Origin of the sequence: Streptococcus sp. oral taxon 431 (assembly GCF_023115445.1) — a bacterium.
Taxonomy (GTDB): Bacteria; Bacillota; Bacilli; order Lactobacillales; family Streptococcaceae; genus Streptococcus.
In genome coordinates this window covers 1-16,048 of record NZ_JALDUI010000013.1, presented here as the reverse complement: position 1 = coordinate 16,048, position 16,048 = coordinate 1, and the positions used below count along the sequence as shown (strand labels likewise).

Sequence of the window (16,048 nt, the reverse complement as noted above, 5' to 3'; positions counted from 1 at the left end):
ATGACTGCCCACTTTCGTGTTCAGTCATTTGAATGTATTTGTAATTATTTTTCTAATGGTTTACGAAGATAACCGTAAACGACACCACTAACAAGTGCTCCAATCAAGACAAAGACAAGGTAAAGAAGGGCATTTGTTGTAAGGGCGATAACGAAGATTCCTCCGTGAGGTGCCATGAGTTTGATACCTGCAAGACCAACAAGTCCACCTGCCACTGCTGAACCAAGGATAAAGCTTGGGATAGCACGAGCTGGGTCAGCTGCACCAAATGGAATCGCACCTTCAGTGATGAATGACAAGCCCATAACGATGTTAGTCAAACCTGAGTTGCGTTCTTCTTTAGTAAATTTATCTTTGAAGAGAAGTGTTGCGACAAAGATTGCAAGTGGTGGAACCATTCCGCCAGCCATAACCGCTGCCATCGCTACTGAACCACCTGTTGACACTGTTGCTGCAAGAGTACCAGTACCAAAAACATAAGCTGCTTTATTGACAGGTCCACCCATATCGACAGCCATCATACCTCCAAGAACGATACCAAGGAGGACAGCTGATCCGCCTCCAAGACCGCCAAGGAAGTCGTTCATAGCAGTGTTGATTGCTGCCATTGGGATGTTAACAGCAAGCATGACAAATCCTGTCAAGACTGTTCCAAGAAGTGGCAAGAGAAGGATTGATTTAGCACCTTCAAGCGAGCGAGGAACCTTCACATATTTCTTAACCAAGAGTACCAAAGCTCCTGCGATAAATCCACCAACAAGGGCTCCAAGGAAACCTGATGATACACCTGCAAGGGCTGAAGTTGCTTCACCTCCTTGAGCGTAAGGGATTTTACCAAAGGCAAAACCTTCTTTAGCGATAGCTCCAGCTACGAAACCGGCTACCAAACCTGGTTTTTCAGCGATTGAGTAAGCAACATATCCAGCAAATACTGGAAGCATCAAACCGAAGGCTGAACCACCAATTTTCATGAACATAGAAGCGAGTTCATGGTATGATCCAAGATTTCCAAGGCTCTCATTTGGAACCCCAAAAGCACCATCAATCAAGAAGGCGAGGGCAATCATGATACCACCACCAATAACGAATGGCAACATTTGTGATACACCACTCATCAAGTGTTTGTAGAAGGCACCACCTAGACTTTGTTTTTCGTTAGACGCTGTTGAAGCTTGTGCTCCGTTAGCAGCTCGGTAGACTTCAGCATTGCCAGAAAGAGCAAGGTTAATCAATTCTTCAGTTTTACGGATACCGTCTGCAACTGGACGATTGACCAATGGTTTGCCATCAAAACGATCCATTTCAACTGCTTTATCTGCAGCGATGATGACAGCTTTAGCCTTACGAATATCTTCTGATGTCAATTTGTTGCCAACACCGCTAGCACCATTGGTTTCAACCTTGATACCGACACCCATTTCCGCAGCCACTTTTTGAAGAGCTTCTTGGGCCATGTATGTGTGGGCAATCCCTGTTGTACACGCTGTAACTGCTACGATAAAGTCACCAGATTCATTTGCAGGAGCTTGAACTGGTTCTTGAGCTTTTTCTGAAGCTTGGTCAAAGAGTTCAATGACTTGATCAGCTGATGTTGCTTGGCGAAGTTTGTCAGCAAAGCCGTCTTTCATCAAGTATTGAGACAATTCTGCCAAGGCAGCCAAGTGAGTATCATTGGCACCTTCTGGAGCAGCAATCATAAAGAAGAGATCAGTTGGTTGTCCATCTAAACTTTCGTAGTCAACACCCTTATTTGACTTAGCAAAGAGAACAGTTGCTTCCTTAACAGCAGCATTTTTGCTGTGTGGCATAGCGATACCATCACCCAAGCCTGTAGAAGTCAAAGCTTCACGCGCCAAGATTCCTTCTTTAAAAGTCTCAAAATCTGTCACGTATCCGTGCTCTACCAAGCTATGAATCATTTCTTCGATAGCTGCTGTTTTTTCAGTTGCTTGCAAATCTAGCAACATAACATCTTTTCTCAATAAATCCTGAATTTTCATCTTTTTTCTACCTCAACTTTTTCATAAGTTTCTTTAATAAATGCTGCAGTCGCCAAGTCATCTGAGAATGTAGTTGCTGTCCCGCAAGCTACTCCCCACTTAAAGGCTTCTACTGCGTCTTTTGATTTGACAAACTCACCAGTAAATCCAGCAACCATTGAGTCACCAGCTCCCACTGAGTTTTTCACTGTTCCCTTGATTGGCTTAGCAAAGTAGGCTCCCTCGGATGTTACCAGAAGGGCACCGTCACCAGCCATAGAGATGATAACGTTTTGAGCACCTTTAGCCAGCAACTCTCGAGCGTATTTTTCAATCTCATCTAAACTTTCGAGCTTGACTCCAAAGATAGCTCCAAGTTCATGATTGTTTGGTTTGACCAAAAGTGGTTGATAATCCAAACTATCAATCAAGGTCTGACCTTCAAAGTCACAGACCACTTGAGCACCCGTCTGACGTGTCAAGGCAATCAATTCCTTATAGATAACATTGCCTAAGTTTTTAGCACTTGAACCAGCAAAGACAACTGTATCTTCCGCTGTTAGACTTGAAAGAATAGCTTTTAATTCTTCTAGCTGAGCTGGTTCAACAGTTGGACCCGTTCCATTGATTTCTGTTTCTTGATCCGCTTTAATCTTGACGTTGATACGCGTATCTTCTGCTACTTGAACAAATCGCGTTTCAATTTGTTCTTCAGCTAAAGTATCTGTGATAAATTTACCAGTAAAACCTCCGATAAATCCAGTCGCTGTATTTGGAATATCCAAGCGTTTCAAGACACGGCTAACATTGATTCCCTTACCACCAGCAAACTTATCATCACTATCCATACGATTAACACTACCAACTTCCACTTTATCCAGACGGACAATATAGTCAATAGATGGATTTAGCGTGACTGTATAAATCATACTTCGATAACCTCCGTTTTTTCTTTGATAGCTGGCAAGAGTTCGTGACCCTTGCTTGTAATGACAATAGCTCGTTTTATAGGGGCGACCTTAGCGAAACAAGACTGACCAATCTTAGATGAATCAGCCAAAATATAGGTTTGTTTGGCATTTTCTAAAATAGCTCGCTTAACCGCTCCCTCCTCCATATCTGGAGTTGTATAATAACCATCATCCACACCGTTCATTCCGATAAAGGCACGGTCAAAGTGAAGCTGGTTAATCTGGTTAAGAGCTACTCCTCCGATGCTGGCATCAGTTGTCATCTTAACTCCACCGCCAATAATCACCGTTGGGATTTGCTTATCCACTAATTGAACCGCATGGTGAATGGAGTTGGTTACTACAGTAATGTCTTTTCGCTCCAATTCCTTAATAAGAAAGGCTGTCGTACTTCCTGCATCCACAAAGATAACATCTTTTTCTTTGATGAGGGAAGCTGCCTTTTGCGCAATCAATTTTTTCTCTTGAAGGTTTTTGACAGATTTTTCTTGAATGGTTTCTTCTTCTTGCAAGGAGTGAGGCAACTCTGCTCCTCCATGAACTCGGCGAAGTTTATTTTCCGATTCCAATTCATCTAAATCTCGTCTAACCGTTGATTCTGACGTGTCTAACAAACCTACTAATTTCTCTAGAGAAACGACTTTATGTTTGCCCAGCTCCTCTAAAATCAATTTTTTTCTCTCGGTTTTTAGCACTTACTCACCTCCTGTTAACGATTACAATAATCATTCTACCACAAAAAAAATCAAAGTCAAGCACTTTTTATCACTTTCTTTCATTTTCTATCATTTTGCCAATTGTTTGAATTTTATTTGCAAGATAAATCCCTTTATGATAAACTATTTTAGTAAGTATTGGAAGATTACTCAAGAGGCTTAAGAGGCCGTGTTGGAAACGCGGTAGGCGTGTGAAAGCGTGCGTGGGTTCGAATCCCATGTCTTCCGTTGCTATAGTGTGGCTGCATCTTGATGTAGCTTTTTATAATAATTTTCGTCTATCAAAGATTTGAATTGCAAAAAATCACCCAAGAGTTAACTCTCGGGTGATTTTTTCTACTTCATATTACAAGGTCTTAAAAAATATCAAATAGCAATTTCACATTGAGGACAGTTAAGATAATGGAAACAATATAACCAAGGATAGTATTCCACTTGGCATTGGTAAATTCTCCCATCAGTGATTTTTTTGAAGTGAGATAAATCAAAGGGAAGATTGAAAATGGAAGAGCGATTGAAAGAAAGACCTGTGAATAAACCAATAACTGATCCAAGGTTTTTTCTTGATGACCAAACAGAACCGCTACTATCATAACAGGCAGTAAGGCAAAGAGACGAGTCGCCAAACGAATGAACCACTGAGGCAATCGCATATGCAAGAAACCTTCCATAACGATTTGTCCTGTCAAGGTACCCGTAATGGTAGAATTTTGACCACTGGCTAAGAGAGCCAAAGCAAACAAGGTTGATAAAGTTGAGCTTGCTATAGCTCCTGCAATAGTAGAATCCTGCAAGGCATTATACATTTGAGAGAAGGCAGAAATCTCAGATGCATGGCCGAAAAAGAGAGCCGCCCCGAGAATTAATAGAAGGGAGTTAACCACAAAGGCCAAGGATAATTGGAGATTTGAATCCCAGGTCATAAAGCGTACGGCTTTTCGAACATCATTCTTGTCCTTGTGATTGATTTTCCGAGTTTGAGACAAGGAAGAGTGTAAATAGAGGTTGTGGGGCATCACTGTCGCACCCACGATACCTAACGCCAAGGTTAATTGACTTTCATACCCAGGTAGAGGACTCTCAAATAAGGTTGCACTTGGCAGATAACCTTCAACGATTCCTTGGAAGCTTGGATGTGACAAAGCTACTAGGTAAGTAAAGATTGCTAAGATTGTTAAAATTAGCGTGGTCACGATTGCTTCTATCTTCTTAAAGCCAAATTTCATCAAAAGCAATAAGAGAAAGACATCTAGAACCGTCAAAAGGATGGCTATCATAATCGGAATCTTAAAGAGAAGATTGAGAGCAATCGCTGAACCTAGAACTTCTGCCAGATCTGTCGCCATCAAGGCTAATTCTAAAATCACCCATAGACTATAACGAAGCCATTTAGGTGAATGATGAGCCGTTGCTTGAGCCAGGTCCATATGGGTTACAATACCAAGCTTTCCTGCCATCTGCTGAAGTTGCATGGCAATGAGAGATGAAATCAAGATAACAAACAAGAGACTATACTTATAGGAAGCACCACCGACTACACTGGTAATCCAGTTTCCTGGATCCATATAACCAACTGCGACAAGAGCACCCGGACCTAAAAAGGCCTTTAAATTTTGCCAGAAATGATTGTTATTTGGAGTATCGATAGATTGATTAATCTCAGAGAGTGACACTTTTTTATGAGAAGACATAGATACTTACCTCTTTCTAAACCTACTTTTTCATTATTTTCTATTAGAGAAAAATAAGATTGACTTTAAACTATTAAAACAATGAAAACTATATGAAAAACATTTAGTTTTTTCATTATTTTTCTTAAGGCACCTTAATATTTTTCTTAAGGCACCTTAATTATAACACAAAAAATGAAAACTATATGAAAAACATTTAGTTTTTTCATTATTTTTCTTAAGGCACCTTAATTATAAAAAATATGATAAAAACTTAAGAAAATTCAACAAAATTTTAGGGAAAGTCAGAATAAGTCTACTCATTAACGATAATGATAAATCTATTGATAAACTTTGACATTTAATAGTGAACTGTAACTATTTTTTCTAACTCGATTTCTCTATAAAAAAGTAAAAACCAGCGCCTTCTGACGCTGGATAAAAAGCTACTTAGATCATTTACAAGAAACTAAATTGCTTCTGTGACAAAACTACGGCTTTCCAATACTTTGAGCATGGCGTTAGCTGTATCTAGGGCTGTGAAGAGGGGCACCCCGTGTTCAATGGCTGAACGGCGGATTTGTTCACCATCTTCATCAGCAGTTCTCTTGGTACCAACCGTGTTGATAATGGCTTGAATTTTCCCTTTACGGACAAAGCTTGGGATATCGTGTTCATCGTCACCTATCTTACCTACAGGTTGAGCCTTCAAGCCATGATTTGCAAAGAAAGCTGCTGTTCCTTCAGTAGCAAGGATTCCGTAGCCAATATTTTGGAAACGACGAGCCAAATCCAAAGCTTCTTCCTTGGCATCGTCAGCGATAGTAAAGACAACATTCCCAAAGGTTGGCAAGTGAAGATAAGAAGCTTCAAAAGCCTTGTAGAGCGCTTTTTCTAGAGTTGTATCAGAACCCATAACTTCTCCTGTTGACTTCATTTCAGGACCGAGTAAGCTGTCTACTTTCGCGAGCTTAGTGAAGGAGAAGACAGGCGCCTTGATATGAACACGACTGCTTTCTGGGTAAAGTCCATCTTGGTAACCAAGTTCTTCAAGACTTTGACCAAGAATCAACTTAGTTGCAACCTGAGCCATCGGGATATTGGTTACTTTTGATAGGAATGGAACAGTACGGCTGGCACGTGGATTGACCTCAATAACATAGACTTTCTCATCCTTGATGACAAACTGAATGTTCATCATACCAAGACAGTTAAGGCCGATTGCTAGGCGTTTTGTGTAGTCTGCAATCGTTTCTTGCACTTTTTGAGACAAGGTTTGTGGAGGATAAACAGCCATGGAGTCACCTGAGTGGACACCAGCACGTTCGATATGCTCCATGATACCAGGGATAAGGACATTTTGTCCATCTGAGATAGCATCAACTTCACATTCTTGTCCAACGATATAAGAGTCGACAAGAACTGGATGGTCTGGACTTGCTTTAACGGCTGTACGCATGTAAGAACGAAGGTCTTCTTCGTTTTCTACAATTTCCATAGCACGTCCACCCAAGACATAAGAAGGACGAACGAGGACTGGGAAACCAATCTTGCGAGCTGCAAGCACTGCTTCTTCTTCGTTTGTTGCTGTTTGCCCAGGTGGCTGTGGAATATCCAAGTCTTTGAGAGCTTGCTCAAAGAGATCACGGTCTTCGGCACGGTCTAGGTCAGCAACCTGCGTACCAAGGATAGTTACACCAGCTTTTGCTAATGGCTCAGCAAGGTTAATAGCTGTTTGACCACCAAACTGAACGATAACGCCTCTTGGTTGCTCAAGGTCAATCACATTCATGACATCTTCAAATGTCAATGGCTCAAAGTAAAGTTTATCCGATACAGAGAAGTCGGTTGAAACTGTCTCTGGGTTTGAGTTCATGATGATGGCTTCGTAGCCAGCAGCTTGAATCGCCTTAACAGAGTGAACAGTCGCGTAGTCAAACTCAACCCCTTGACCAATACGGATTGGACCAGAACCTAGGACCAGTACAGATTCCTTTTCAGACTTGATAGATTCGTTTTCCCATCCATATGTTGAGTAGAAGTACGGAGTTTCTGATTCAAACTCTGCCGCACAAGTGTCAACCATCTTGTAAACTGGGACAATCTTGTTTTCCAAACGAATCTGGCGAACTTGGTCAGCTGTCGTTTCCCATAGTTCAGCAATCTTACGGTCTGAAAAACCATTGAGTTTTGCAGTTTTCAAAACTTCAAGATCTTGTGGATGTGAGCCCAATTCTTGCTCAATTTCAAAGATATGCAAAAGTTTATCAAGATAGAAGATATCAATTTTTGTGAGTTCAGCAATTTCCTCTATTGTATAACCACGTCTGATGGCTTCTGATACGTAAAAGAGACGGTCATCTTGAGCCTTAACAACTTTTTCAATCAAGGCATCATCTGAAATCTCTGCCAGTTCTGGAATTTCATTGTGGTGAACACCGATTTCTAGTGAGCGACAGGCCTTGAGAAGGGATTCTTCAATGTTACGACCAATGGCCATAACTTCTCCAGTCGCCTTCATCTGAGTACCAAGACGGCGTTCACCCTTTTCAAACTTGTCAAATGGGAAGCGCGGAATTTTGGCAACCACGTAGTCAAGGGCTGGCTCAAACATGGCATAAGTTGAACCTGTAACTGGGTTAATAACTTCATCTAAGGTCAACCCTACAGCAATCTTAGCCGCCAATTTAGCGATTGGATAACCTGTCGCCTTGGAAGCAAGGGCTGACGAACGAGATACACGAGGATTTACTTCGATAACATAGTACTTAAAACTGTGTGGATCAAGCGCAAGCTGAACGTTACATCCGCCTTCAATCTTGAGAGCGCGGATAATGCTCAAACTAGCATCACGAAGCATTTGGTTTTCATAGTCTGACATAGTCTGCGCTGGGGCAAATACAATAGAGTCCCCTGTGTGAATCCCAACGGGGTCAAAGTTTTCCATGTTACAAACAACAAGGGCATTGTCAGCTGAGTCACGCATGACTTCGTATTCGATTTCCTTAAAACCAGCAATCGAACGCTCAATCAAACACTGGGTAACAGGTGACAACTTCAAACCATTTTCAGCGATTTCACGCAATTCTTCCTCGTTGGCACACATACCACCACCAGTACCACCGAGAGTGAAGGCTGGGCGGACAATAACTGGGTAACCAATAGTTGCTGCAAAGGCAACGGCTTCTTCCACTGTGTTGACAATTTCTGATTCTGGAATTGGTTGCTTGAGTTCTTCCATCAATTGTTTAAAGAGATCGCGGTCCTCTGCTTGGTCGATAGCAGACAATTTAGTCCCGAGAAGTTCTACTCCCAATTCATCAAGAATACCATTTTTAGACAACTCCATTGCCATATTAAGCCCTGTTTGACCTCCAAGTGTTGGAAGCAAGGCATCTGGACGTTCCTTACGGAGAATACGCGTTACAAACTCAAGTGTAATCGGTTCGATGTAGACCTTGTCTGCAATCTCTTTATCCGTCATAATGGTTGCAGGATTTGAGTTAACCAAGACAACCTCATACCCCTCTTCTTTCAAAGACAAGCAGGCCTGGGTTCCAGCATAGTCAAACTCAGCAGCCTGACCAATAATAATCGGACCAGAACCAATCACCATAATTTTTTGAATATCAGTACGTTTAGGCATTTACAAGATATTAAGGGCGTCAAGCGGACAAAGCTAAAATAGGAGTTATGACGAAGAACCGTCAGTTCTAGGAATAACTATCTTTTTAGCACCGTCCGTAGCCCGTATTCAATTCAGCAAATACGGAACACCCTTCTCCTTTCTATTCGGCAACTCTCTGGTTGCCATTAAATAAATTCTCCGACGATTTTTTAGCGAAACGATTTTTTTCGATAAAAAATCTAGTGCAGGGAGTTTTTAGTTCGCCTAATAGCGACTAAAAGAAACGACCTGCCTTTCTATTCGTCGCCTCACTGAGCGACATTAAATAAGATACAAAGGACGAATAGAAAGTGATTGGATTTTAGGAAACCAAGGAAGGATTGACAATCCGAGTTGGGTTCTCTAAATTCCGAGCTTTCCGTCCGTGTTCAGTTACATAAAGTCTCCGACGATTTCACACTCGTCTTTAGTTTGCTTGTTTGAAGGCTTCCATCATTTCGATGAACTCGTCAAATAGATAACTTGCATCGTGCGGACCTGGTGCAGCATCTGGGTGGAATTGCACAGAGAAACCTGGTTGGTATCTGTGACGTACACCTTCAACTGACTTGTCATTGATTTCTTCATGAGTAATCATCAAATGGTCTGGAAAATCTTCACGACTCACTGCATATCCATGGTTTTGACTAGTGAAATCCACGCGCCCTGTTGCAATTTCGCGTACAGCATGGTTAAATCCACGGTGACCAAATTTCATCTTATAGGTCTTGGCACCATTTGCCATTGCAAAGAGCTGGTGCCCCATACAAATACCAAAGATTGGAATTTTCCCGAGAATACCACGAATCATATCGAGTGCTTCTGGTACATCTGCTGGATTTCCCGGTCCATTTGACAACATAACTCCGTCTGGATTTAAGTGAAGGATTTCCTCTGCTGTTGTAGTATAAGGAACGACCGTTACATTACAATCTCTCTTAGACAACTCTCTTAAGATTGAATGCTTGAGACCAAAGTCTACAAGTACCACACTTAAACCTACTCCTGGAGCTGGGTAAGCAGTTTTTGTAGAAACCTGTTTGATATTATCTATTGGTAAAACAGTTGCTTGAAGCTGATCTGTGATGTGATCGATACTATCTCCCACATGTGTCAGAGTCGCTCTCATAGTTCCATGTTTGCGAATGATTTTTGTCAAAGCACGTGTATCAATACCTGAAATACCAGGGATTTTCTTAGATTTCAAAAATTCATCCAGCGTCATCTGGTTGCGCCAGTTGCTGGCTCTACGAGCTTCTTCAAATACCACTACACCTTTACAGGTTGGACTGATAGACTCGTAGTCATCACGGTTAATTCCATAATTTCCAACCAAGGGATAGGTAAAAGTTAGAATTTGCCCATTATAAGACTGATCCGTAATGGATTCTTGATAACCGGTCATCCCAGTATTAAAGACGATTTCACCAGTTACATCAATATCAGCCCCAAAGGCTTTACCTTCAAAAATTGTTCCATCTTCTAAAACTAGAAGTCGTTTAGTCATAAATTCACCTCTCGTGGATGCTCTCAGGCATCTTTTAACGTTTTGTGTCTTAATTTGCTTTTCTGTATGCCAATACGGATTCCAAGATTGCCATTCTGACAAAGACACCGTTAGTCATCTGTTGAACAATCCGTGATTTTGGAGCTTCAACCAAGTGATCAGCAATTTCAACATCGCGATTTACAGGAGCAGGATGCATCAGAATAGCTTTATCTTTCAAGCGATCGTAACGTTCTTGAGTCAAACCATGCTGAGCATGATAGCCCTCTTTTGAAAAGACTGTTCCACTTTCATGACGCTCATGCTGAACACGGAGAAACATCATCACATCAACTTGGTCAATGATTTCATCAATGCTTACAAACTGTCCATAGTCTGCAAACTCTTGACTTCTCCATTCCTCAGGTCCAGCAAAGTAGAGTTCTGCTCCTAAGCGTTTTAAGATTTGCATATTGGATTTAGCCACACGCGAATGGTCAAGGTCACCAGCAATGGCTACCTTGAGTCCTTCGAAGTGTCCAAATTCTTCATAAATCGTCATTAAATCAAGCAAGCTTTGGCTTGGGTGTTGACCCGAACCATCCCCACCATTGATAATCGAAGTCGTAATCGTCGGACTATCGATCAACTCTCTGTAGTAATCTACCTCTGGGTGTCGGATGACACAGGCATCTACTCCCAAGGCTGACAAGGTCAAAATTGTATCGTAGAGTGTTTCACCCTTGTTGACTGAACTTGTTTTCACATCGAAGTCCAGTAGGTGAAGGCCCAGTTTAATCTCTGCTACTTCAAAAGATTTGTGGGTACGAGTCGAACTCTCAAAGAAGAGATTAGAGACGATGTGTTGGTCTTCATAAGAAGCCTTTGCTCCATTTTTAAATTCGATCCCGCGTTTAATCAATTTCATGACTTGTTCTACAGTAAGGTCTTCCATTGAGACTACATGTTGAATGGCTTGTTGATTTTCTGACATGGCTAACTCCTTTGGATATCTAAGCTTCTTCGGTAATAAGAACACGATCTTGTCCATCTAGTTCAGTCATCTCTACGATGATTTCTTCTGAACGACTGGTTGGGATATTTTTCCCTACATAGTCTGGACGAATCGGTAATTCTCTATGCCCGCGGTCAACTAGAACAGCTAAACTCACACGAGAAGGACGACCATGGCTTACGATGTTGTCAATAGCTGCTCGGATGGTCCGACCTGTGTAAAGCACATCGTCCACCAAGATGACCTCACGTTCTGTTACATCAACAGAAATTATAGAAGTATCTTCACCGCTTTTGACATCGTCACGGAATGGTTTGGTATCTAACTCAACGACTGGCACTGAGATAGATTCCAACTGTTCCAATCGCTCTTGGATACGGTGGGCAATGAAGACACCGCGTGTTTTTATCCCAGCCAGTACAATCTTGTTCAAATCTTTATTTCGCTCGATAATCTCATAGGTAATTCGAGTAATCGCTCGCTTGACGGTCAATTCGTCTACAACTTCTTTTGTCTTCATGACAAACCTCCAAAAAGAAAAGTCTCCTTAAACAAGGAGACTTCAGAATGTATAGTTAAGCTAGCCCTACCAAAACAGCAGAGACTCCACCCTTCTACTTGATTCAGCTCCTTGCCTGCCTCACGGGACAGGATTAAAGGAATATTTGATTGGTACTACTATAACACAAACCAGGAATCGATGCAAGAAAAAACACAAGAAATCAATTTTATAACGAACTAAAATCGTACAACTGTGGATAGTGATCGCATTCTGGATTTTTCGGATGACAGATAGCACGACCAAAGTAAATCATAGCCTGATGGGCTGCAAGCCATTCTTCTGGTGGCAAAACATCCATGACACGTTTTTCGACCTCAAGGGGTGTAGCTGATTTTTTAACAATATCGTGGTGTTTACAGATTCGCTCTACGTGAGTATCAACTGCAAAGGCCGGAATACCGAAGCCTACGCTCAAAACTACGTTGGCTGTTTTACGACCAACTCCTGCCAAACTCTCTAATTCTTCCCTAGTCTGAGGGACATGACCGTCAAAATCATCCAGGAGTTGTTGGGAACATTTTTTGAGGAATTTAGCCTTATTGCGATAAAGGCCTAGGCGAGAAATATACGAGGCAATCTCACTCTCACTTGCATCTGCCATGGTTTGTGGGGTTGGAAAAGCTGCAAAAAGGCCAGGTGTAGCCTTGTTGACTGCCGCATCTGTCGTCTGAGCAGACAGCATAACAGCAACCAGAAGTTCAAAATGATTGCGAAAATCTAGACTTGGTTTCGCATCTGGAAAAAGAGCAATGATTTCCTCAATGACATGACGGGCACGTTTCTTGGATAAAACCATCTATTCGTCTCCGTCAAACAGTCCTTGCAAACCTGCAAAAGGACTATTTTCTTCTTTCTTGACTGCTTGTTGGGCTTGATACTCTTCCTCAGACATGATTTGCCAGTCATTTCCAGATACAAATCCCTGACCTGCTTCTTCCTCAGCTGTTAAGACCTTGATTGGAATATTGAGCAAGATATTATCTGAAACACTTTCAGCCAGGTCGATTTCTCCATTTTCAATAGGCAAGACCAAGTCATCATCTAGAACTTCTTGGTCCAGTTGATTGGTAGCACCTTCCATAAAGACTTCTGTCACTGGATAAGACTCTTTCAATTCTACAGGTTCCATGCTACGGCTAGAGGCTAAAACGATTGTATAAGACAACTGATAATCTAGGAAAAACATACGGTCTTCGTACTGAACTTTTCCAATAGCGACAATATCTTTTACATCTATAATTTCTTGATTACGGGCACGCAAGTCAGCTGCTAAGTCTAAAGTCTGCTCAAAGTGCAAACCTTCAGGCTGCTTACGAATTTCTTGAATATTTAATTTCATACTTCCTCCATAAAGATTTACTATCTTGATTATACCATGAAAAAAGTTCAAACAAGGTATCTAAACATTTTAAATATTTTTCACTATTTTTTGATATATTTACTATGACATTTTTTGTTTTTGGTGCTATACTATAGACATCAATACATGAGCAAAGGAGGACGCTCATATGGAAGATAAAGAACTAATCTTAGAAGCTTATCAACTCATTTCCGAGTTAAACAAAGCTTACCAGACTTGCAAACAAGGATTGCCTGATGATCTGTGCTTGCAGCAAAATATTGACGAGCTACTCAGACAACTTAAAAAGACAAAGAAACTAGATAACTCTATCTTAGTTGATCTTGAGAAATTTTACCAACATACCAGTCTCTTGATTGGACTTGGCACCCTTAAACTCAATGAAGAAGCTCGCACAGCTTGGCGAAACTATGACAAATTCCACTACGATCAAGTCAAACACGTTTTGACACTCTATGGACCTGTTTTTGGTTTCTAGAAAGATTTGAATTTCTCATTTCTTTTGACAAAGTGTTCCAAAAGGTATAAAATAAACATAATAATTTTCGGAGGTAAGGGAGACATGAACAACTAAGTCTATCAAATAAAGAACCTTTATTTAGTAGATCTTGTTTCTGTCTCTTTTTGTGTGCTCTTTTATGCTCTTTTTCTGGCATTTTATACTCAATGAAAATCAAAGAGCAAACTAGGAAGCTAGCCGCAAGCTGTACTTGAGTACGGTAAGGCGACGCTGACGTGGTTTGAATTTGATTTTCGAAGAGTATTAATAGAGTTTTTTTGACATAGACATTGGCTCTACTAGGTAAAGTAGAGCTTTTTGTTATGCAATATGAACATTCTAGAAAGGACAATAATATGATAAAAATCAATCATCTGACCATCACACAAAACAAAGATTTAAGAGACCTTGTTTCCGATTTAAACATTACCATCCAAGACGGAGAAAAGGTCGCTATTATAGGCGAAGAAGGAAATGGAAAATCAACCTTACTACGAGCTTTAATGGGGGAAGCTTTGCCTGATTTTACTATCAAGGGCGACATCCAGTCTGACCTTCAGTCCCTGACCTACATTCCCCAACATCTCCCTGAAGAACTGAAAAAAAAATCTCTGCAGGACTACTTCTTTTTAGAGTCTACAGATTTGGACTACAGCCTTCTCTATCGCTTGTCTGATGAATTACACTTTGACAGCAGTCGTTTTGCAAGTGATCAAGAAATTGGTAGTCTCTCGGGTGGTGAAGCTTTGAAAATTCAGCTCATCCATGAATTTGCCAAACCCTTTGAGATTTTATTTTTAGATGAACCTTCAAATGACCTAGATCTTGAGACGATTGATTGGCTAAAAAGTCAGATTCAGAAGATGAGGCAAACCGTTATTTTCATTTCTCATGATGAAGACTTCCTCTCTCAAACGGCAGACACCATTATCCACTTGCGACTAGTCAAACATCGAAAGGAAGCTGAAACCCTAGTCGAGCACTTAGACTATGATCGCTATAGTGCCCAAAGGAAGGCTAACTTTGCCAGACAAAGCCAGCAAGCTGCCAACGACCAAAGAGCCTATAGCAAAACTATGGAAAAACATCGCAGAGTCAAGCAAAATGTCGAAACTGCCTTGAGAAATACTAAAAATGATGTTGCTGGTCGCCTATTAGCTAAAAAGATGAAAAATGTTCTTTCTCAAGAAAAACGCTACGAAAAAGCAGCTCAGTCCATGACCCAAAAGCCATTTGAAGAGGAACAAATCCAACTTTTCTTTTCAGATATAGAGCCATTAGCAGCTTCTAAAGTCTTAGTTCGACTGGAAAAGGAAAGTTTGTCCATTGGTGAACGTGTTTTGGCTCAAGGGCTACAATTAACTATCCGTGGTCAAGAAAAAATCGGCATCATCGGTTCCAATGGAGTTGGCAAATCGACTCTGTTAGGCAAGTTACAACAACTACTAAGTGACAAAAGTGAGATTTCACTTGGATTTATGCCACAAAATTACCAAGAAACATTGCAATTGGATTTATCCCCAATAGCCTATCTCAGCAAAACTGGGGAAAAAGAGGAACTGCAGAAAATCCAATCTCACTTAGCCAGTCTCAATTTCAGTTATCCAGAAATGCAGCATCAAATTTGCTCCTTATCTGGCGGGCAACAGGGTAAACTCCTACTTTTGGATTTAGTCTTGCGCAAACCAAACTTTCTCCTTCTGGATGAACCCACACGAAACTTTTCTCCAACTTCTCAACCCGAAATCAGAAAACTCTTTGCCAATTATCCTGGTGGTCTGGTCACTGTTTCACATGATCGACGTTTCTTAAAAGAAGTCTGTACCAGTATTTATAGTTTGACAGAGCATGGTTTAAAAGTAGTTGATTTACAGGATTTATAAATGTAGCAAATAGCAAGTGGCTGGGCAAAAACTAAATTTCAGCAGAAAATCAAGTAAATCTTCCCACAATAAAACGCATACTATCAAGGTTTTTCTGTACTGACCCCAAAAAGTTAGACAATTAATTTATCCAAAGGATTTAGTTCTGTATTGCACAGGACTGAGTCCTTTTCTACCATTTGTCAAGTATATCAAGGTATTTGATGAAAAGTAGTTTGAATTCCATAGTCAAACTAAGGA

12 protein-coding genes and 1 tRNA gene are annotated in these 16,048 nt (G+C 40.9%); 3 read left to right on the top strand and 10 right to left on the bottom strand.

The window, feature by feature from the left end:
- Positions 1–44: 44 nt before the first annotated feature.
- The 3 genes from M1R56_RS07335 to M1R56_RS07325 are packed head-to-tail and all read right to left on the bottom strand — an operon-like array spanning position 45 to position 3,645.
- Positions 45–2,000: a fructose-specific PTS transporter subunit EIIC gene (locus tag M1R56_RS07335; RefSeq protein ID WP_248035398.1), complete on the bottom strand. Its 1,956-nt coding sequence runs from the start codon at positions 1,998–2,000 to the stop codon at positions 45–47.
- Positions 1,997–2,908 (bottom strand): 1-phosphofructokinase, encoded by a 912-nt coding sequence (gene pfkB / locus M1R56_RS07330; RefSeq protein ID WP_248035397.1) that lies wholly within the window; start codon positions 2,906–2,908, stop codon positions 1,997–1,999. Before pfkB ends, M1R56_RS07335 begins: the two co-directional genes overlap by 4 nt.
- Positions 2,905–3,645 carry a DeoR/GlpR family DNA-binding transcription regulator gene (locus M1R56_RS07325; RefSeq protein WP_049532557.1) on the bottom strand — a complete coding sequence of 247 codons (741 nt, stop codon included), beginning with the start codon at positions 3,643–3,645 and terminating at the stop codon, positions 2,905–2,907. Before M1R56_RS07325 ends, pfkB begins: the two co-directional genes overlap by 4 nt.
- 161 nt (positions 3,646–3,806) lie before the next feature.
- Here M1R56_RS07325 and M1R56_RS07320 point away from each other — a divergent pair.
- Positions 3,807–3,894, top strand: a tRNA-Ser gene (locus M1R56_RS07320).
- A 128-nt stretch (positions 3,895–4,022) separates the two neighbouring features.
- On the opposite strand, the gene M1R56_RS07315 is transcribed toward M1R56_RS07320, so the two are convergent.
- From M1R56_RS07315 to M1R56_RS07285, 7 genes are all read right to left on the bottom strand, one after another.
- The gene (locus M1R56_RS07315) at positions 4,023–5,357 is read right to left on the bottom strand and encodes an Nramp family divalent metal transporter (RefSeq protein ID WP_248035396.1); all 1,335 of its coding nucleotides are present in this window, start codon (positions 5,355–5,357) and stop codon (positions 4,023–4,025) included.
- A gap of 448 nt (positions 5,358–5,805) precedes the next feature.
- Entirely contained in the window at positions 5,806–8,982 is a 3,177-nt protein-coding gene (gene carB, locus M1R56_RS07310) for a carbamoyl-phosphate synthase large subunit (RefSeq protein ID WP_248035395.1), read from the bottom strand.
- Positions 8,983–9,430: 448 nt separating this feature from the next.
- Positions 9,431–10,510, bottom strand: a complete 1,080-nt coding sequence (locus M1R56_RS07305) for a carbamoyl phosphate synthase small subunit (RefSeq protein WP_248035394.1) — start codon at positions 10,508–10,510, stop codon at positions 9,431–9,433.
- Positions 10,511–10,559: 49 nt separating this feature from the next.
- Positions 10,560–11,483 carry an aspartate carbamoyltransferase catalytic subunit gene (locus tag M1R56_RS07300; RefSeq protein WP_248035392.1) on the bottom strand — a complete coding sequence of 308 codons (924 nt, stop codon included), beginning with the start codon at positions 11,481–11,483 and terminating at the stop codon, positions 10,560–10,562.
- A 19-nt stretch (positions 11,484–11,502) separates the two neighbouring features.
- Positions 11,503–12,024 (bottom strand): bifunctional pyr operon transcriptional regulator/uracil phosphoribosyltransferase PyrR, encoded by a 522-nt coding sequence (gene pyrR / locus M1R56_RS07295; RefSeq protein WP_049549150.1) that lies wholly within the window; start codon positions 12,022–12,024, stop codon positions 11,503–11,505.
- A gap of 208 nt (positions 12,025–12,232) precedes the next feature.
- Positions 12,233–12,862 carry an endonuclease III gene (nth, locus tag M1R56_RS07290; RefSeq protein WP_248035390.1) on the bottom strand — a complete coding sequence of 210 codons (630 nt, stop codon included), beginning with the start codon at positions 12,860–12,862 and terminating at the stop codon, positions 12,233–12,235.
- Positions 12,863–13,405 (bottom strand): DUF177 domain-containing protein, encoded by a 543-nt coding sequence (locus M1R56_RS07285; RefSeq protein ID WP_248035388.1) that lies wholly within the window; start codon positions 13,403–13,405, stop codon positions 12,863–12,865.
- A 169-nt stretch (positions 13,406–13,574) separates the two neighbouring features.
- Between M1R56_RS07285 and M1R56_RS07280 the strand changes: the two genes are divergently transcribed.
- Both M1R56_RS07280 and M1R56_RS07275 read left to right on the top strand, forming a co-directional pair.
- On the top strand, positions 13,575–13,904 hold the full coding sequence (locus M1R56_RS07280) for a helicase BlpT (RefSeq protein ID WP_248035385.1): 330 nt from the start codon (positions 13,575–13,577) through the stop codon (positions 13,902–13,904).
- Between the two features lie 344 nt (positions 13,905–14,248).
- Positions 14,249–15,808 carry an ATP-binding cassette domain-containing protein gene (locus tag M1R56_RS07275; protein WP_248035383.1) on the top strand — a complete coding sequence of 520 codons (1,560 nt, stop codon included), beginning with the start codon at positions 14,249–14,251 and terminating at the stop codon, positions 15,806–15,808.
- The last annotated feature ends 240 nt before the right edge of the window (positions 15,809–16,048 follow it).